The organism is Burkholderia sp. BDU5 (assembly GCF_001522845.1).
GTDB classification, from domain to species: domain Bacteria; phylum Pseudomonadota; class Gammaproteobacteria; order Burkholderiales; family Burkholderiaceae; genus Burkholderia; species Burkholderia mayonis.
Genome location: NZ_LOWC01000173.1, coordinates 55,874 through 73,092 on the forward strand (window position 1 = coordinate 55,874; position 17,219 = coordinate 73,092).

Genomic DNA, 17,219 nt, shown 5'->3' on the forward strand with positions numbered 1-17,219 from the left:
TTTTGCCACGGCTCGGCGGGCTTGCCTTGGTACGCCGAAGTTCGAGTGGCAACGGTGCCGTCCGCAGATCGCCGCGCAAGACCATTCACCGCTATGGGCAATTCTGCGAAGCAACAGGCTGCCCATCGCGATATGGATCATGGCCTCGGAGATGTCGGCACGCTGCTCGTAGTCGCGCACCAGTCGACGCCTGCGCACCATCCAGCCGAAGGTGCGCTCGACGACCCAGCGGCGCGGCAATACGACGAAGCCCGTCTGCTGTTCGTGGCGCCGTGCGATCTCGATCACGAAATCCAGGGTCGCGGTCTTGTCCATGAGTGCCGTTCGGTCGTATGCGCCGTCGGCAAATAAGTGCTTCACGGCCGGCCAGCGCTTTCTCACGGCTTCCAGCACGGCCTGCGCACCCGTGCTGTCCGCGATGTCCGCCGGCGTCAGGTCGACCATCAGCAGTCGCCGCTCGGTATCCACTGCCGCTCGGTATCCCCTGCGATATGCCGTTTCCGGCCGGCGATCTTCTTCCCCGCATCGTAGCCACGCTTGCCGGCCGATGGCGCCTTCACCGACTGGCTGTCGATGACGACTGCGCTCGGACACGATTGTCGCCCCGCACGTTCCCGATCCAGCATGACTACCACGTCATGCAGCGTGCGAAACAGGAAACGACGCATCAGTCGGCGAAACCACCCGTACACCGTTTGCCAGGGCGGAAAATCCTTCGGCAGCATGCGCCAGCCGCAACCGGCGCGCACCAGGTAGCGCAATGCGCTGACACCTCGCGCAAATCGCACTTCCGACGACGCCCGCCTGAAGCCGCTCGAGGCAGCAATTCCCTGATCGCAGCCCACTCGACGTCCGTCATGCCACTTGGGTACCGCTTCGTTTTGCGAGCCAGCTTCGCTTGCCGTTCATGATGTTCTTTTTTCCACATGCCTCCTTTAAATCATGTCCGAGCCCAATTTTCAAACGCGCTCTAACTCAGAACGGAGGGTGCATCGTGCAGCGCGGCTCCGTGCAGCGCGGCTCGACCGGGAAAGCGCCGTGCGCTTCGTCGTCGCGACGTTCCGGGCGCTCGGCGCGAGCGGGACGCGCCCGCGCGGCGAGGGCGCGGAATATCCGCGGCATCCGGTCGCCGGTATGATCGCGATGACGCATTCGACGTTCGCCGCTTGCTACGATCGACGTCGCCGCGAATGGCACGATCGGCCAACGCACGGGGCGCGACGTGGACTGCACCCGAATGTTCCGGTAAAGTGGGCCGTCGCGTCGGCCCTGGCTGATTGTCCGCGCAACGTTCGTCCATTGAGGGGCCGCCCGGCGGCTCCGGCCGTTCGCGAATCCGCCGAACGAGGTGGGCCGTCGTGTCGTCGGCATCGGTTGACCGGCGTGCGACGGCACTTTCGAGAATCGCTGATGGATGAACTCCTCTCATACTACGAACGCGAATTGGCGCTTCTGCGCCGCCATGTGCGCGATTTCGCCGAGCGCTATCCGAAGATCGCGAGCCGCATGCAGCTCGCGAGCGGCGCCGACGGCAGCAGCGAGGATTCCCAGGTCGAGCGATTGTTCGAGTCGTTCGCGCTGACGGGCGCACGTGCGTCGCGGCACATCGAGGACGACTACTCCGAATTCACGAAAGCGTTCGTCGAGGCGCTGTATCCGCATTATCTGCGGGCCTTCCCGTCGTGCGCGATCGCCTGCTTCGACGTGGATGCGAGCCGCGCCGCGCAGATGTCGACGTCGGTCGTCGTGCGGCGCGGCACGGAGCTGTCCAGCCGGCCCGTCAAGGGCGCGAAGATATTCTTCCGCACCGCCTACGACGTGACGCTGTCGCCGCTGCAACTGACCGCCGCGCGCTTTCACGGCATGTCACAGGCGCCGCAGTCGTTCCGGCTGCCGCCGAAGGCGGGGGCGCAGATCTCGCTGACGTTCGCGATCCGTTCGCCGCATGCGTCCGTCGCCGACCTGAAGCTCGATGCCGTTCGCCTGTACGTCCGCGGCGAGCCGCTGATGAGCGCCGCGCTGCGCGATGCGCTGTCGATTCGTGCATTGCAGGCGTACGTCGAGCCGGATCACAGCGGGCGATGGGTGGCGCTCGATCGGGTGCCTTTCGCCGCAGTCGGCGTGTCGCGCGAGGACAGCCTGATCCCTTGCCCGGAGACCGTGCATCCCGCGTATCCGCTGCTGACCGAGTATTTCGCGTTTCCGGAGAAGTTCGGCTTCTTCGACTGCGACCTGCGTCAAGCCGGGCGTCTCGGCGGGCGGCATTTCACGCTCCATTTACTGCTGAAAGACATTCCGGCCGATTCAGCGACGGCGAACGTGCTCGAATCGCTGAGCGCCGAGCACGTGCAGCTCGGCTGCACGCCGGTGGTCAATCTGTTCGAAACGTCCGGCAAGCTCGGCCCGCAGCCGAGCGCCGCGTCGGACACGCAGATGTATCCGCTCGTCGTCGACAAACAGAATGCCTATGCGTTCGAGGTCTATTCGGTCGATGCGGTGACGCAGGTCCAGGACACGCCGCAAGGCGACCGGATTACCCCCTTCCCGTCGCTTCATTCGCTGTACCACGGTGGGCACGCGACGCGGGCGTCGTTGTATTGGCGGGTGCATCGCGACGCGCTGATCGCGAGGAGCGAGCCGGGGCACGAGCTGTCGCTCGGCTTCGTCGACGGCGCGCTCGAGCCGGCCGCGCCGCCGCCCGGTCTCGATTTCGAGCTCACGTGCAGCAATCGCGATCTGCCGGAACAACTGCCGCACGGCGTGCCGGGCGGCGATCTGATGATGGAAGGCGGCACGCTCGCGAGCCGGATCAATCTGCTGCAGCGGCCCACGCGGCCGCTTCGTTTCCGGGAGGCGCGCGGCGCGCTGTGGCGATTGATCTCGCAGCTCTCGTTGAATTCGCTGTTGCTGGCGGGCGGCGCGGGCGCCGTGCGCGACATGCTCAAGCTTCACGACCTGCAAGAGTCGCCGGCAACGGCTCGCCAGATCGCGGGTGTCGTCGACGTATCGCAGAAGCCCGTGACGGCCTGGGTATCCGAAAAGCCGTTCGCGAGCGTCGTGCGAGGCCTCGAGATTCGCATCACGGTCGACTCGGACTGCTTCGCGGGCACCGGCGTCAACACGTTCGCGCAACTGATGGATTGTCTGCTGAGCCAGTACGTTGCGCCGACCGGCTTCACGCAGCTCGTGCTCGTGTCGAATCAAACCGGCGACGAGCTGTGCCGATGTCCGCGCCGGTCGGGCGGCGGATTCCTGATCTAGCGGACGTAGCGGGCATGGTGGCGGTCCGTGTGCGGCGGGCCGCCGCGCTCGCTCAGGCCGCGGCTGCCAAGTCGGGCGCGATCAGGGCGGGCGTGACGAGCATCACGCCGCGCGCAACCGGATCGCCGATCGATGCCGCGAAGGTCGGCTGCTGTGCGTCGATCGCGCGCCAACCGGCGACCGCGATCACGCCGAGCGCTAGTGCCGCACCGCTTTCCCCGTTCGTGATGCCGAGGTGGCGGCAGCGTCCGCGGGCGTCGCCGGGCCATGTCCGCTCGGTGACGCCGGCGATTTCGGCGCGGCGACTGCTGCGCTGATCCGCGTCGCTGACGAGTCCGCAGTCGGCCGTCTCGAGGCCGGACGCGGCCGTTTGCACGCGCGCCGCGTCGAGCAATTGTGCGAGCGTATCGGCCGGCGGCTTGGCCGCCGCGTCGCCGGAATCGAGGCGGCGAGCCGCGACGAGCCGGTGGATGCGCGCGGCGTCCGCCGCATCCGCCGACACGGGATGGGCGAGCAGCAGCGCACATGCACCTTCGCCCGGCACCTGGCCGTTTGGTTGATTGTGTCCGAAGAGCCCGCCGGCATTGTCGAGCGCGTGCACGGTCGTCTCGCTCAGCGACGAATCGCACGCCAGCACGATGTGGCTCGCGGCCGACGGCTCGTGATGGCGCGATGCGATCAGCTCGTCGATGACGATCCACGCCTGCACCGGGTCCGTGATCGTTCGCGTCTGCACGTGTTCGACGCCGGGCATCCAGCGTTCGCGCGCGACGTGCGCGTCGAGCCACGCGGCGAGCGTGGCCGCCACCGGCTGCCAGCGCTCCGGCAGCAGCAGATGCAGCTTGAGCGGCTCGGCGGCGCGGTTGGCGTCGCCCATCGACAGCACCGCGTGGCGCTCGAGCAATTCGTCGAGCGTGTCCGCGGCGAGCAGCAGCGCGCGCCAATGTTCGCCGTTCAGCGCAGCGCCGGCGCCGGGCGGCAGCAAGCCTTCGTCGAAACGGTCGAGCGAAACCGATGCCACGCCGCTCGCGAATACGCCCGTGCCGTCGGGTCGCCGTAGTTCGGGGTGCAAACCGACGGCGGTTTCGTCGCGGGCGGCGTCGTCGATTTCGGCGGTCGTCGCGCCCGTCGGGAGTCGCACGGCGCTGTCGAGCAGCGCGATCGTCCATGTGCGCCTGGCTTCTTCATCCGCAGCCTGCGAGGCATCGGCCGCAGGCGCAGCGGAGGCGGTCTCCCGTGGTGCGTCGGCCTGCGATTCGCGCAGCCGGCCGACGGCCTTGCGTCCCCACGCGATGCCCATGGACAGCAGCGACGGCAGCGCGATGCCGTACAGCAGCAGTTCCGTTCCGCTCGGCGGGTGGTAGGTCGCTTTCCAGTGCTCGTCGCCATGCTCGTCAATGCGGCGATCCTGATTTTGGCCGGAGCGGCGTTCCATGCGACCGGGCAGGGCGTCGCCGACATCGAGCAGGCCTACAAGCTGATCACGCCGATCGCCGGCGGCGCAGCGGCCTTGCTGTTCGGCGTCGCGCTGCTCGCGTCCGGCCAGAGTTCGACGCTGACCGGCACGATCGCGGGCCAAGTCATCATGGACGGCTTCCTGCACGTGAAAATACCGTGTTATCAGCGCCGCCTGATCACGCGCGGGCTCGCGTCCCGGTGCTCATCGGCGTGCTGTGGCTCGGCGACGGTGCGATCGGGCAGTTGCTCGTGTGGAGTCAGGTCCTGTTGAGCGTGCAACTGCCGTTCGCGATGTGGCCGCTGATCCGCTCGGTCAGCGATCGATCGTTGATGAGCGACTATGCGATCGGCCGTGGTGCGCAGGTCGTCGCATGGACGTTGTTCGCGTTGATCGGCGGAACGAATCTGTTGCTCATGACAGGCTTTCTGGGCTGACGCGAATGGCAATCGCATCGGAAGACGGATGCATTCGACGTTTTCGGCGGCCGGTCGATTGGATCGATGTGCAGTGTGCGGCGCTCGCTGATTGTAGCGTCGTACTTTCGGATGCCGAATGGATTGTCTGCAACGTTCGGTGCGTCATGAAACGGCGCTGAGCGAGCCTGCCATGACGGTTAAGACGTCGCCGGCTACAAAGCGACATCGCGCGCTTCATTGTGATCACCGAGATGCTGGCGACGCGCTGATGGAACGGCCCGGGTTTCCCGGGCCGCGTCGCTTGTGGACGGTCTGTTTCGTCCAATAGGCGCGGACTATGACCGGCAGAGCCAATCGATAGTTGTCGCGTTCGTCGAATCCGCGTGTAATGGACGATCCCATTGCACGACGCGCATCCATCCAGCTCGGAGACGGAATTGAAAATCCCGGCGCCAGTGAAGAGAGTGGTCGATTACAACGTGAAGGTCCGGGTGAAGACGGACGGCACGGGGGTCGATATCGCGAACGTGAAGATGTCGATGAATCCGTTCGACGAGATCGCGGTCGAGGAGGCGGTGCGCCTGAAGGAAGCGGGCGCGTCGCAGTTCGTGAGCCGCGAGGTGACGAAGCTGGACCGTCCGGAGCTGACGTCGGCGAGCATCATCGTGTCGGGTGGCCGGGGCTTGGGCGGCGGCGAGAACTACACGAAGGTGCTGGAACCGCTGGCGGACAAGCTCAGCACGGCGGTCGACGCGGGCTACGTGCCGAGCGACTACCAAGTGGGCCAGACAGGCAAGATCGTTGCGCCGCAGCTGTACATCGCGGTGGGCATTTCGGGCGCGATCCGGCATCTGGCGGGGATGAAGGATTCGAAGGTGATCGTCGCGATCAACAAGGACCCCGAAGCGCCGATCTTCAGCGTGGCCGACTACGGCCTCGTCGGCGATCTGTTTACGCTCGTGCCGGAATTCGCCGGCGCGTTGCGGTAACCGGCCAGACATCGACCCATCTGAAGCAGGAGGCCAACATGCCGAACAACGCCGCGATTGCGCCGCAGTCCTATCTGTTCGTCCCGGGTAGCCGGCCGGACCGGTTCGAGCGCGCTTTATCGAGCGGCGCCGATGCGGTGATCGTCGATCTCGAGGATGCGGTCGAGCCGGCCGCGAAGGAAGCGGCGCGCGAAGCCGTCGCCGCGTGGGCGTCCCGCAGCCACCCGGTGCTCGTGCGGATCAACGGCCGCGACACGCGCTGGTTCGAACAGGATGCGAAGCTCGCTGCGCTCGACGGGGTGGCGGGCATCGTGATCCCGAAAGCCGAGCGTCCGGACGATGTCGTCGCCGTGGTCGAGCGCGCGCGGCGCAAGGTGCCGATCTTTCCGCTCATCGAGACCGCGCAAGGCATGTGGTCGGCGATGGATGTCGCGAAAGCGCCGTGCGTGAAGCGCCTGATGTTCGGCACGCTCGATTTCATCGCCGAAATGGGGATGGACGACGATCGCGATCCGCTGAATCCGCATCGTGCGCAACTGGCGCTCGTGTCTCGCGTCGCGGGGCTCGACGCGCCCGTCGACGGCGTGACGCCCGACGTGCACGACGTCGGCCGGCTGACCGCCGACACGCTGAACGGCAAGCATTACGGCTTCGGCGCGAAGCTCTGCATTCACCCGGCGCAGGTCGCGGCCGTGCATGCGTGCTACAGCCCGAGCGAGCGCGAGCTGGATTGGGCGGCGCGCGTCGTCGACGCGATGTCGCGCGCCGAAGCGGGGGCGATTACCGTCGACGGGAAGATGGTGGATCGCCCGGTCATGTTGCGGGCGCAGCGGCTGCTCGCTTGCGCGGCATACCGTCGATCGGGAACGTCCGAGTGACGGTCGCGTCCTTCGCAGGCGGAAGTCCGGATGCATCCGCCGCGCGGTCTCGGCGTAGCCAGTCTGTTCGACATTCGACATCCAACATTCACGGTTCGTCGCTCGTCAGGCGACAATGAAGAGCATGCGGCCGACGGCGAGCGACTGTACGGCCCGAATGCATTCCATTTCCGGCGTTGTCCGACGCTTGGTGAAGATCGAAACGTCGATCGGAAATAGCGCATTCCGAAGCAATCGCTGCAACAGCGCAGACTCGAGCGATCCACGCACACGCCCGATTCGAATCACGCAAGCTGCGGGCCAAACGCGATTCCCGTGCGATGAAGCGCGGAGATCGCCATTCAATCAAAAAGCGCCGCCCGAAGCGGCAGCGACACTCCACGACATGTCACGGAGCCGCGGCCCGCGCGGCATCCCGATCGCCCTCGACGGTCGTCGGCGAGATGTCCTCGAGCGCATGCCGGCTCGTCTCGATTCGCAGCATCCCGATCGCGATGCACAACGCGACGAAGATAGCGCTGACCATCGCGATCACACCGCTCACGCCGAAGTGCTGGTAGAGCGTCAGCGCGAGATACGGCGTCGCGATCGACGCGGCGCGGCCGGTCATGCCCGCGAAGCCGGTGCCGCGCAGCCGCACCTCCGTCGGGAACAGCTCGGGAATGAAGCCGAACAGGCCGAGCGTCGTGATCGTGTAGATGCCCGTCACGAGGCAGAAGCCGACGACGACGATCGCCGTGACGTCGCGCAGCGACACGTAGATCCAGCCGAGCACGATGCTGACGACGGCCGCGTAGACGATGCCTTTCGCGCGGCCGATCCGGTCCGCGATCAGGTAGCCGCACACGCCGCCGACGGGCGAGCCGATCGACATCAGCATCACGAAGCCGAGCGACTTCACGACCGACAATCCCTCCGACACGAAGAACGTCGGCAGCCATGCAATGAATCCGTACAGGCCGATGTTGACGGCGATCGCGGTCATCGCGGCGACGATCGTGCGGTTGCGCATGTCGGGCTTGAAGAGCGCGTTGAACGGCGCCGTGCCGACGTTCAGGTCGACGATGCGTTTGACGGGCGGCAGTTCGCCGACTTGCGCGGCGACTTCGCGCTCGATGTCCCGCAGCGTCTTTTCCGCTTCGTCGAGCCGTCCGACGGATTCGAGCCAGCGCGGCGATTCGGGCATCCGGTGCCGCAGGAACCAGACGACGAGCGCGCCGCATCCGGCGATCGCGAACATGTATCGCCAGCCGAGATTCGGGATGACCCAATAGCCGACGGCGAGTGCGAAGAACAGGCCGCTGTTGATGATGATCGCGAGCAGCGACACCCACTTGCCGCGCGTCGACGGCGGCACAAACTCCGCGAGCGTGCCGGCCGCGACGACGAGCTCCGCGCCGAGCCCGAGACCCATCACGAAGCGCAGGCCGACCAGCCAGCGGATGTCGGGGGCGAAGCACGCGGCGAGCGACGCGAGGCCGAACACCGCGAGATTCAGCTGATACGAGTAGCGTCGGCCGAGCCGGTCGCCGACGTAGCCGGCAAGGCCGGCCCCGATCATCATGCCGACGAAGGTCGCCGACACGAAGGTCGCGCCGCTGCGCAGATCGGCGAAGCCCGTCTTCACCATCGCGGCGACGGCGCCGTTCGCGAGATAGAGATCGAACGCGTCGAGGAACGCGCCGGTCGCGATCAGGCCGAGGATTTTCCAGTGGAACCGTGAAACGGGCAGGCGGTCGAGTCGACCGGCCGCGTTGACGATCGGTGTCATGCGTGTCTCCTGATAGGGGTGATGCGTGTCGGCCGGCCCTGCTTCTGGGGCTGGGTCCCGGCCAGGTATCGCCGCTAGACGACGCGCTTGTCGCGCAAGCCGGCTATGCGGTCGTCGCCGTAACCGAGCTCGCGCAGGATCGCCTCCGTGTGCTGGCCGAGCGCCGGCACGGGCGCCATCGCGGGTTCGTCCTGCGCGGCGAGTCCGGGCGGGTAGAGCGCGGGCACCGGGCCCGCCGGCGTGTCGACGTGCGTCCAGCGGTGCCGCGCCTTGAGCTGGCCGTGCTGCCAGACCGCTTGCATGTCGTTGACTTGCGCATTCGCGATGCCGGCCTCGTCGAGGCGGGCGATCACCTCGTTGGCCGTCAGCGTCGAAAAGGCCGTGCGGATGATGTGCTCGAGCGCGTCCCGATGGCTCGAGCGCTGGCTGTTCGTGCAGAAGCGATCGTCGGCGGCGAGGTCGGGCAGGCGCACGACGACGTCGCAAAAGCGCGTCCATTCGCGTTCGTTCTGCAGGCCGAGCATCACGGTCTTGCCGTCGCCCGCCGGAAACGGACCGTACGGATAGATCGTCGCGTGCGATGCGCCGGTGCGTCGCGGCGGCGTCTGGTCGTCGATCGCGTAGTAGAGCGGATAGCTCATCCACTCGACCATGCTTTCGAGCATCGACAGATCGATGTGCCGCCCGCGCCCGGTGCGCTCGCGCTCGATCAGCGCGGCGAGGACGTTCGTATACCCGTACATGCCTGCTGCGATGTCGGCGATCGAGCAGCCGGCTTTCGCCGGATGCTCATCGGTGCCCGTGATGCTGAGAAAGCCCGATTCGCTCTGGATCAGCAGGTCGTACGCTTTCTTGTCGCGATACGGGCCGTCGAGCCCATAGCCCGAGATGTCGCAGGCGATCAGATGCGGATAGCGATCGCGCAGCGACGCGTAGTCGAAGCCGAGCCGTTGCATCGCGCCGGGCGCGAGGTTCTGCACGAGCACGTCCGCGTTCGCGAGCAGCTGATGCACGATATCGACGGCCTCCGGCTGCTTGACGTCGAGCGTCACGCTTTCCTTCGAGCGGTTCGTCCACACGAAATGCGACGCGAGTCCGGACACGCGCTCGTCGTATTGCCGCGCGAAGTCGCCGGTGCCGGGACGTTCGATCTTGATCACGCGCGCGCCGAGATCGGCGAGCTGACGCGTGCAGAACGGCGCCGCGATCGCATGCTCGAACGTCACGACGGTGATGCCGGTAAGCGGGCGCATGGCGGTCCTCCGTCAGAACGAGCGCGGCAGACCGAGGATGTGCTCGGCCACGTGCGACAGGATCAGGTTCGTCGAGATCGGCGCGACCTGGTACAGGCGCGTTTCGCGGAACTTGCGCTCGACGTCGTATTCGCACGCGAAGCCGAAGCCGCCGTGAAATTGCAGGCATGCGTTCGCGGCTTCCCACGACGCATCCGCGGCGAGCAGCTTCGCCATGTTCGCTTGCGCGCCGCAGGGCTCTTGCGCGTCGAACAGCGCGCACGCGCGATAGCGCATCAGGCTCGCCGCCTCGATGTTCACGTACGCGCGCGCGATCGGGAACTGCACGCCCTGGTTCTGGCCGATCGGGCGGCCGAACACGACGCGATCCTTCACGTATTGCGACACCTTGTCGATGAACCAGTAGCCGTCGCCGATGCACTCGGCCGCGATCAGCGTGCGTTCCGCATTCAGCCCGTCGAGGATGTACTTGAAGCCCTGGCCTTCTGCTCCGATCAGGTTCTCGGCGGGAATCTCGAGGTTGTCGAAGAACAGCTCGCTGGTCTCGTGATTCACCATGTTCGGGATCGGACGAACCGTCATGCCCTTGCCGATCGCATCGTGCAGATCGACGAGAAAGATCGACATGCCTTCGCTCTTCTTCTTCACGTCCGACAACGGCATTGTGCGCGCGAGCAGGATCATCAGATCGGAGTGCTGAATCCGCGAGATCCAAACCTTCTGGCCGTTCACGACATAGCGGTCGCCGCGCCGTGCGGCCGTCGTCTTGATCTTCGTCGTGTCGGTGCCCGTCGTCGGCTCGGTGACGCCCATCGACTGGAGCCGCAGCTCGCCGGACGCGATGCGCGGCAGATAGCGCTGCTTCTGCTCGGCGGAGCCGTGGCGCAGCAGCGTGCCCATGTTGTACATCTGGCCGTGGCATGCGCCGGAATTGCCGCCCGAGCGGTTGATCTCTTCCATGATGACCGACGCTTCGGTGAGCCCGAGGCCCGAGCCGCCGTATTCCTGCGGGATCAGCGCGGCGAGCCAGCCGGCTTTCGTCAGCGCGTCGACGAATGCTTCGGGGTAGCCGCGCGCTTCATCGACCTTGCGGAAATACTCGGCGGGGAACTGACTGCAGAGATCGCGGACCGCTTCGCGGATGTCTTGATAGGAATCGATGACGTGATTCATGAGTGTTCGGGGCGACGTTTGACGTTATCGGGCGAGCGACGCGCGGGCGGACATCGTCAGCCAGCCGTCGTGATCTTTTGCCCACAGTTCGACCGAGCTGCCGTCGGGCGCGAGGCGGCCGCACAGCGTGAACGCGTGACCGAAGAACGTCGGCCGCACGGCCCGGTATGCGTAGTCGACGACGACAGCCTCCGGCATGGCGTGCGACACGAGATCGAGCAGCAGCGTCGCGATCAGCGGGCCGTGAACGACGAGGTCCGGATAGCCTTCCGCCTGCTGCGCATAGGATCGGTCGTAATGGATGCGATGGCCGTTGAAGGTCAGCGCCGAATAGCGAAAGAGGAGCGCCTCGGTCGGCGCGATCTCGCGTTGCCACTGCGCGCCGTAGGGCGGTGCTTTCGGCAGCGGCAGCGGCGCGCCCGGTTCGGCGGGCTCGCGATAGACGATGTCCTGCGCTTCGTGGATGACGGTCGCGCCGTTCGACTCGATCACGTGCTCGACCGTGACGAACGCGAGCCGGCCGCTGTGTCCGTCCTTGTGCGTGAGCGACGCGACGCGCGACGTACGCGTCGCGGTATCGCCGATCGCGAGCGGCGCGAGAAAGCGCAGGCGGCCGCCTGCCGCCATCCGGCGCGGCAGGCCGAGATCGGGCAGGAAGCCGCCCGTGCGCCGGTGGCCGTCGGGGCCGAGTCCGGATTGTCGCGCGGCTGTCCAGAAGTACGCCCAGTGCCAGATCGGCGGTAGCGCGTCGCCGATGCGCGGGGGCGCGTCGCGGTCGAGCGTCGCGGCGAGCGCGGCGGCGGGAGCGGGGGAAATGAGGTCGGTGACGATCCGGACCGCGTCGTCGCGGCGGTCCGCGGGTGTAGCGTGCATTGTCGTCTCCATCGCCGGGCGGGCCGGGCTGCTTGGAATAGGATGGAGACGACTTTAGGTGAACCGGCGTCGCGCGGGAAATACCAATTGAATGTGCCTGACATAGGCGTATCCTATGGCTTTTCGATCGACCGGCCTTGCCATGGACGTCCGTCAGCTTCGCTATTTCGTCAGCATCGTCGAGTACGGCAGCCTCGGCAAAGCGGCGGAGAAACTGTACATCGCGCAGCCGTCGCTGAGCCAGCAGGTCGCGAAGCTCGAGGACGATCTCGGCGTCGCGCTGCTCGTGCGCAGTCCGCAAGGCGTGAAGCCGACGGCGGCGGGGCAGGCGCTGTATCGTCATGCGCGGCTCGTGCTGCGGCAGATGGATCAGCTGCGGCAGGAGGTGCGCGAAGGCGCGGGCGCGGAATCGGGGACGGTCGCCGTCGGTTTTCCGACGACGATGGCGTCAGTGCTCGCGATGCCGGTGTTCGAGCGCGTCCGCGCGCGCTATCCGGGTATTCGTCTGCAGTTCTTCGAGAGCATGAGCGGTTACATCAACGAGCTGCTCGCGAACGGCCGGCTCGATCTTGCAATCCTGTTCCGCGAATCCAACACGACGGGCATCACAGCGATGCCCGTGCTCGACGAGGCGCTGTACCTGCTCGGCGAGCCGGGCGGCGCCGTGTCGCCGCGCGCCCGCACCTGTGCGTTCGCCGCGCTCGCGGGCGTGCCGCTCGTCGCGCCGAGCGTGTCGAACGGGCTGCGACTCTTGCTCGAGCGGATCTTCGCGCGCGAGGAGGTGCCGCTCAACATCGTCGCCGACATCGATTCGCTGCCGACGCTGCTGTCGATCGCGCAATCGGGCGCCGCTTGCACGATTCTTCCCGCGTCGGCGCTCGCGTTGCGCGATGCGGCGAACCGGCCGAAGATGCGCCGCATCGTCGAGCCTGAGATACGGCGTCCGGCGAGCTTGTGCTGGTCGAACACGTCGCCCGTGAGCTCGGCTGCGCTCGCGGTGCGCGAGACGATCGTCGAGCTGATCGCGGAGCTCGCGGACAGTGGCGTGTGGGCGGGCATCTCGCTGCGTCCGCGTGCCGAGCCGCCCGCGTGACGGCTGATCGGGCGCGCGGCGCGCGGCGCGCGCAATCGCCGAGGCCGTGCAGGACGCACGGGTTTGATTCGCGATCCTGAAACAGGTGGACATTCGCGCAATCGATGCGTCGCATGTGCTTCGCTCCGCACGCCGCGTTCGACGGAAGCGCAGCGTGACCGCGCGCGTGCGCACGTCGAACGGCGAAGTCGGGCGGCGTCGACGGTCCGGACGAAATCATCGAGCCGAGCCGAAGGTCGCGAAGATGACGCGCGTCGGAGACGCGTTTTCCGAACCGTCCGCAAACGATCGCCCGTCACACCTGCCGTGGCGGCGCTATCGCAACGACGCGACGTGCCGCTCGACGATCGACGCGAACGTGCCGAGACAGCCGGTGAAGAAATGATTCGCGCCCGGCACGACGACGACCGGAAGCCGCTGCGGACGCGCCCATTCCATCACGCTCGCGAGTGCGACGACCGCATCCGTTTCGCCGTGAACGACGAGCGTGTCGCCCGGCACCGCGGGCGTGTCGTATCGACGCTCGCGTTGCACGGTGCCGAACGGAACGCCGGCGAGCACCGCGCAGGCGGGCGGCGCGCCGGCGTCGGTCAGCGTCCGCGCGACCCGCGCCTGAACGAACGCGCCGAACGAAAAGCCGGCGAGCGCGAAAGGCTTGCCCGGATGCTCGCGACGCATCGCTTCGACGATCGCGAGCGTGTCGTCGGTTTCGCCGTGGCCTGAGTCATGCGCGCCTTCGCTGCTGCCGACGCCGCGGAAATTCGGCCGGATCGCGAGCCAGCCGTGCAACTGAAACACACGGGCGAGCGCGCGAGGAATCTTGTGCTCGGCATTGCCGCCTTGCAGCGGATGAGGATGAGTGACGACGACGATGCCGCGCGCGTCGCCGGGCGGCGCGTCGACGAACGCCTCGATCCGGCCGGCGTGGCCGTGCAGCGTCGTTTGGGTCGTGTTCGGACTGAAGAAGTCCATGGCGTACGGATAAGGAGATGCGTCGGAGTGCGTCCGTGGTGCGGACGATCAAGGTCCAAAGAGCGAGCATCGGGCCGGGCTTGCGCGACCGTGACTTTTGACCTTGACCTTGACCGTGCGCCAGACGCCGCAACGGCGGCGAGGAGCGCGGGGCCGATCGGGACTCGCCGATACGTCGATGCTTTCATGTTCTCGGGGATGTCTCGGCAATGCGCCGCCCGATACGATTATTTTCGCGGTCCCGCGGACAATGCGGTAGGACGAGTTTCCTCTGTCCGGCATAGGCGATGCCTATGGAGGGCGTGGCTCACATTGCGTCGTGCGGACACGCGAGCCTCCCTCGTCTTGGGCTGCGGCGTCGCCAGACTTCCGCTGCGCGGCGGACGGCGGCGTGCGCGCATGGTTGCGGACAGCGAGGGAGGGTCGGATGCGTCGCTCGACGACGCCGCGTGCGGCGTGGCGCTCAACCGGGAAGCGCGGACAGAGTCCCGCGTATGCGACACACATTGTTTGCGTTAGTGAAACGGACTGTTAAGCGTGAGGGCAATGATCTATCGCGAAGAGCCGGGCATACTTTCGCGTGTCCCATTGTTCCCAGTCTGCTCGAAGAGCACGCTTTCGAAATTGAAACTACGCGTTCTCAAATCGTCGTCCTTATCGATTGTAGTCAGCGGGCTGCTGCTGGCCGCGTGTTCAAGCGCATCCGACATCAGCGCGACCGAAAAGCCGAACGTCTACACCGTCGATTCGAGCTCGCGCGGCATTCTGCTGTCGTGGGCCCGCGCGCACGAGCGGGCCGTTAACGAAGCGACGAGCTACTGCGCGCAGCGCGGGATGCAAGCGAGCATGAAGCGGGAATCGGTCGATCGCGGCAGCGGGCCTCAAGCGCACGCACAACTCGCGTTCGAGTGCCATCCGGCTTTCTGACAGGCGGATGCCGTTGCGCATCGCCGGCGGCTCGATAACAGGATCGTTTGTTGCTCAGTCGTGATGGCGCGTCATGCGAAACGGCGGCCGCGCTGCACGCACAGCAGAGTCCGTCGAATTTCGCGTGCATCCGCACGATGAAACAACCCGGGCGGACATGATTCGATCATGGCCGCCCGGTCGTTCGGGCATCGGCTTCGATACGCGTGGATCAGGTGAGCGACCGATGGCAGATCGTTTCCCGTCTCGGTGCGCGATTCCCGATACAAACGGCGAACAACGCAGCAGCCGGTCGCGTGCGCTAACGGATAGCGGCAATGAAAAAGCCCACACGGCTCGAACGAGCGGTGCGGGCTTTCTTGTCGCTTGTGCGTAGCGCCCATGGCGCAAGCAAACGTTGTCGTCCGACGCGAAGCGGAACCGGCGTCACACGACGAACGCTGCGCGATCCTTCCCGGCGATCCACGACGGCGGGCGGCCGCGGCCGCTCCACGTCGCGCCGGTTTTCGGATCGCGGTACTTCGGCTTGAGCTTGCCGCGACGGCGCAACGCGCCTGCACGTCCGAACACCTCCTGCGTCGTGAACTCGAATTCCTCGACGATTCGCTTCACTTCGGACAGCGCCGTGCTTCGCGCTTCCGTGCGGGCGGCGTCCAGTTTGATCATCAGGGCTTCTCGTTCAGCCAGAAGGTCGAGATAAGTTTCCATCGAAAAATTGCTCCCTTGCCGGTCGGGATTCGATCGCGTCCCGTATCGGCTGGCAAATGCATGGTTGTGTGTGATTGACGAATGACGATAAGTCGGCCGCCGATCGAAAACAGACGAAATCCGACGCGGCGATCGGCGAGTAAAACGAAAAATGCGACCGTGCTTCGGCGTCGATCGCGCTGCCGTCCGCGGTCAAACGGCGGCGTACTGCAAGCAGGCGAAGCGTCGGCCTGGTCTGCTTGCGGAGATGAAAAACCGGTATCCATTGGCGATGCCCGATGTCCTCGCGATGGCACGCCGATTCGACATCCGCTCGAGCGCGAAGCCCGTCGGACAGGGACTCGGAAGATCGTCATTTGGATGACAAAATTCTAACGGCCGGTGTCGATGCAATCCAGCGGATCGAATTTAGTTATTCATAAATTTCTGACATACATCGGATGTGCACGACGTGATGCATCGATGCCCCGAACGAAGTCGTCATCGATCGAAGCGAAACAGCGCGCGCGCCGAGTCGCAGAGAATGATGCGCCGTTGCGATGGGTCGGGGACCCAGTCATCGAGCGCCGAGCGCGTCGTGCGGAAATCGGTTCGATCGCGATGCTGCGTGTGCGGCCAATCGCTGCCCCAGACGAGACGATGCGGCGGAAATGCGCCGAGCAGCTCGCAGGCCGCACGCGTGCCGAATGCAGTGCCGTCTCCGGAATCGATGTTGCGATACGCGGCGGACAGCTTGACCCACACTTGTCCCGTGCCGGCGATCGACAGAAGAAACCGGAAGCCTGGATCGCGCGTGCCGAGATGCGGCGCCGGCCGCCCGAAATGATCGACGACGACGCGGCAAGACTGGTCGAGCAGCGCTGGAATGATCGCGGGGAGGTCGGCCGCGTCCCGGTGCACTTCGACATGCCAGCCGAGCGCGTTCGCCCGCGCGAGCAGCGCGCGCCAGCGGGGCGAGGTGAAATCCGGAATCGGCGAGCCGACGAGATTCAGGCGGATGCCGACCACGTCCGTTGCTTCGAGCCGCGCGAATTCGTCTTCGGCAGTACCCGGATTCACGACCGCGACGCCGCGAAAGCGCTGCGGATAGCGCGCGAGCACGTCGACGAAGAAGTCATTGTCGGTACCGAGAAAGCTCGGCTGCACGAGCACCGCGTGCGTGATTCCGCACGCGTTCAGATGAGCGACGTACGATTCGAGCGTCGCGTCATACTCCGGCGAGTGCCGCGCGGACGGAATTCGCGGCAGGCTTCGCAAGAACACGTGCGCGTGCGAATCGACGGCTTCGATCGGTGCGGCGCCGTCCCCGTACCACGCGTCGATCAGCGGATCGCACGCGTCGTGCGCGCGAGTGGCGGCGGTGCGGCCCGTCGTTTCGACTGCCGGATCGTTCGATGCCTGATCCATGAGAAATCCACGAAATGACGGACGCCTGAAAATGCCGGT

Annotated in this window: 13 protein-coding genes and 3 pseudogenes; 6 read left to right on the forward strand and 10 right to left on the reverse strand. The window is 66.2% G+C overall.

Features of this window, described 5'->3' with window-relative positions; all coding sequences use genetic code 11:
- Positions 1 to 93: 93 nt before the first annotated feature.
- Positions 94 to 928, reverse strand: a pseudogene (locus WS69_RS29110) (IS5 family transposase); the annotation flags it as partial.
- Between the two features lie 482 nt (positions 929 to 1,410).
- On the opposite strand from WS69_RS29110, the gene tssF reads away from it, so the two are divergent.
- Positions 1,411 to 3,261 carry a type VI secretion system baseplate subunit TssF gene (tssF, locus tag WS69_RS29120; RefSeq protein ID WP_059474106.1) on the forward strand — a complete coding sequence of 617 codons (1,851 nt, stop codon included), beginning with the start codon at positions 1,411 to 1,413 and terminating at the stop codon, positions 3,259 to 3,261.
- A 52-nt stretch (positions 3,262 to 3,313) separates the two neighbouring features.
- On the opposite strand, the gene WS69_RS29125 is transcribed toward tssF, so the two are convergent.
- Positions 3,314 to 4,696, reverse strand: coding sequence for a hypothetical protein (locus WS69_RS29125; RefSeq protein ID WP_059474107.1), 1,383 nt, complete (start codon positions 4,694 to 4,696; stop codon positions 3,314 to 3,316).
- Between WS69_RS29125 and WS69_RS29130 the strand changes: the two are divergent.
- From WS69_RS29130 to WS69_RS29140, 3 genes and pseudogenes are all read left to right on the forward strand, one after another.
- A pseudogene (locus WS69_RS29130) lies at positions 4,640 to 5,154 on the forward strand (Nramp family divalent metal transporter); the annotation flags it as partial. The gene WS69_RS29125 and the pseudogene WS69_RS29130 sit on opposite strands and share 57 nt — an antisense overlap.
- Positions 5,155 to 5,726: 572 nt before the next feature.
- Positions 5,727 to 6,125 (forward strand): annotated as a pseudogene (locus WS69_RS29135) (electron transfer flavoprotein subunit alpha/FixB family protein); the annotation flags it as partial.
- A gap of 38 nt (positions 6,126 to 6,163) precedes the next feature.
- The gene (locus WS69_RS29140) at positions 6,164 to 7,003 is read left to right on the forward strand and encodes an HpcH/HpaI aldolase/citrate lyase family protein (RefSeq protein ID WP_059474108.1); all 840 of its coding nucleotides are present in this window, start codon (positions 6,164 to 6,166) and stop codon (positions 7,001 to 7,003) included.
- A gap of 388 nt (positions 7,004 to 7,391) precedes the next feature.
- On the opposite strand, the gene WS69_RS29145 is transcribed toward WS69_RS29140, so the two are convergent.
- From WS69_RS29145 to WS69_RS29160, 4 genes are all read right to left on the reverse strand, one after another.
- A complete protein-coding gene (locus WS69_RS29145) occupies positions 7,392 to 8,774 on the reverse strand; it encodes an MFS transporter (RefSeq protein WP_059474109.1) in 1,383 nt (460 codons plus the stop codon).
- A gap of 74 nt (positions 8,775 to 8,848) precedes the next feature.
- The gene (locus WS69_RS29150) at positions 8,849 to 10,027 is read right to left on the reverse strand and encodes a CaiB/BaiF CoA transferase family protein (protein ID WP_059474110.1); all 1,179 of its coding nucleotides are present in this window, start codon (positions 10,025 to 10,027) and stop codon (positions 8,849 to 8,851) included.
- Positions 10,028 to 10,039: 12 nt separating this feature from the next.
- The gene (locus WS69_RS29155; RefSeq protein ID WP_059474111.1) at positions 10,040 to 11,200 is read right to left on the reverse strand and encodes an acyl-CoA dehydrogenase family protein; all 1,161 of its coding nucleotides are present in this window, start codon (positions 11,198 to 11,200) and stop codon (positions 10,040 to 10,042) included.
- A 24-nt stretch (positions 11,201 to 11,224) separates the two neighbouring features.
- Positions 11,225 to 12,073, reverse strand: a complete 849-nt coding sequence (locus WS69_RS29160; RefSeq protein WP_059474203.1) for an FAS1-like dehydratase domain-containing protein — start codon at positions 12,071 to 12,073, stop codon at positions 11,225 to 11,227.
- A 142-nt stretch (positions 12,074 to 12,215) separates the two neighbouring features.
- On the opposite strand from WS69_RS29160, the gene WS69_RS29165 reads away from it, so the two are divergent.
- The gene (locus tag WS69_RS29165) at positions 12,216 to 13,166 is read left to right on the forward strand and encodes a LysR substrate-binding domain-containing protein (RefSeq protein ID WP_059474112.1); all 951 of its coding nucleotides are present in this window, start codon (positions 12,216 to 12,218) and stop codon (positions 13,164 to 13,166) included.
- Positions 13,167 to 13,481: 315 nt separating this feature from the next.
- On the opposite strand, the gene WS69_RS29175 is transcribed toward WS69_RS29165, so the two are convergent.
- A complete protein-coding gene (locus WS69_RS29175; protein ID WP_059474114.1) occupies positions 13,482 to 14,138 on the reverse strand; it encodes an alpha/beta hydrolase in 657 nt (218 codons plus the stop codon).
- Between the two features lie 624 nt (positions 14,139 to 14,762).
- On the opposite strand from WS69_RS29175, the gene WS69_RS29180 reads away from it, so the two are divergent.
- A complete protein-coding gene (locus WS69_RS29180) occupies positions 14,763 to 15,065 on the forward strand; it encodes a hypothetical protein (RefSeq protein WP_059474115.1) in 303 nt (100 codons plus the stop codon).
- Between the two features lie 426 nt (positions 15,066 to 15,491).
- Here the strand turns inward: WS69_RS29180 and WS69_RS29185 are convergent, their stop codons facing one another.
- From WS69_RS29185 to WS69_RS29190, 3 genes are all read right to left on the reverse strand, one after another.
- Positions 15,492 to 15,773: an H-NS histone family protein gene (locus tag WS69_RS29185; protein ID WP_059474116.1), complete on the reverse strand. Its 282-nt coding sequence runs from the start codon at positions 15,771 to 15,773 to the stop codon at positions 15,492 to 15,494.
- Positions 15,731 to 16,039 carry a hypothetical protein gene (locus WS69_RS32735; RefSeq protein ID WP_226382854.1) on the reverse strand — a complete coding sequence of 103 codons (309 nt, stop codon included), beginning with the start codon at positions 16,037 to 16,039 and terminating at the stop codon, positions 15,731 to 15,733. Before WS69_RS32735 ends, WS69_RS29185 begins: the two co-directional genes overlap by 43 nt.
- A gap of 214 nt (positions 16,040 to 16,253) precedes the next feature.
- A complete protein-coding gene (locus WS69_RS29190; RefSeq protein ID WP_059474117.1) occupies positions 16,254 to 17,180 on the reverse strand; it encodes an amidohydrolase family protein in 927 nt (308 codons plus the stop codon).
- Between the last annotated feature and the right edge of the window lie 39 nt (positions 17,181 to 17,219).

What these genes read in the sequence shown, in the direction of transcription:
- tssF (WP_059474106.1), top strand. Translation starts at nt 1,411, where the DNA reads ATGGATGAACTCCTCTCATACTACGAACGCGAATTGGCGCTTCTGCGC.
- WS69_RS29125 (WP_059474107.1), bottom strand. Translation starts at nt 4,696, where the DNA reads ATGGAACGCCGCTCCGGCCAAAATCAGGATCGCCGCATTGACGAGCAT.
- WS69_RS29140 (WP_059474108.1), top strand. Translation starts at nt 6,164, where the DNA reads ATGCCGAACAACGCCGCGATTGCGCCGCAGTCCTATCTGTTCGTCCCG.
- WS69_RS29145 (WP_059474109.1), bottom strand. Translation starts at nt 8,774, where the DNA reads ATGACACCGATCGTCAACGCGGCCGGTCGACTCGACCGCCTGCCCGTT.
- WS69_RS29150 (WP_059474110.1), bottom strand. Translation starts at nt 10,027, where the DNA reads ATGCGCCCGCTTACCGGCATCACCGTCGTGACGTTCGAGCATGCGATC.
- WS69_RS29155 (WP_059474111.1), bottom strand. Translation starts at nt 11,200, where the DNA reads ATGAATCACGTCATCGATTCCTATCAAGACATCCGCGAAGCGGTCCGC.
- WS69_RS29160 (WP_059474203.1), bottom strand. Translation starts at nt 12,073, where the DNA reads ATGCACGCTACACCCGCGGACCGCCGCGACGACGCGGTCCGGATCGTC.
- WS69_RS29165 (WP_059474112.1), top strand. Translation starts at nt 12,216, where the DNA reads ATGGACGTCCGTCAGCTTCGCTATTTCGTCAGCATCGTCGAGTACGGC.
- WS69_RS29175 (WP_059474114.1), bottom strand. Translation starts at nt 14,138, where the DNA reads ATGGACTTCTTCAGTCCGAACACGACCCAAACGACGCTGCACGGCCAC.
- WS69_RS29185 (WP_059474116.1), bottom strand. Translation starts at nt 15,773, where the DNA reads ATGGAAACTTATCTCGACCTTCTGGCTGAACGAGAAGCCCTGATGATC.
- WS69_RS32735 (WP_226382854.1), bottom strand. Translation starts at nt 16,039, where the DNA reads ATGGATACCGGTTTTTCATCTCCGCAAGCAGACCAGGCCGACGCTTCG.
- WS69_RS29190 (WP_059474117.1), bottom strand. Translation starts at nt 17,180, where the DNA reads ATGGATCAGGCATCGAACGATCCGGCAGTCGAAACGACGGGCCGCACC.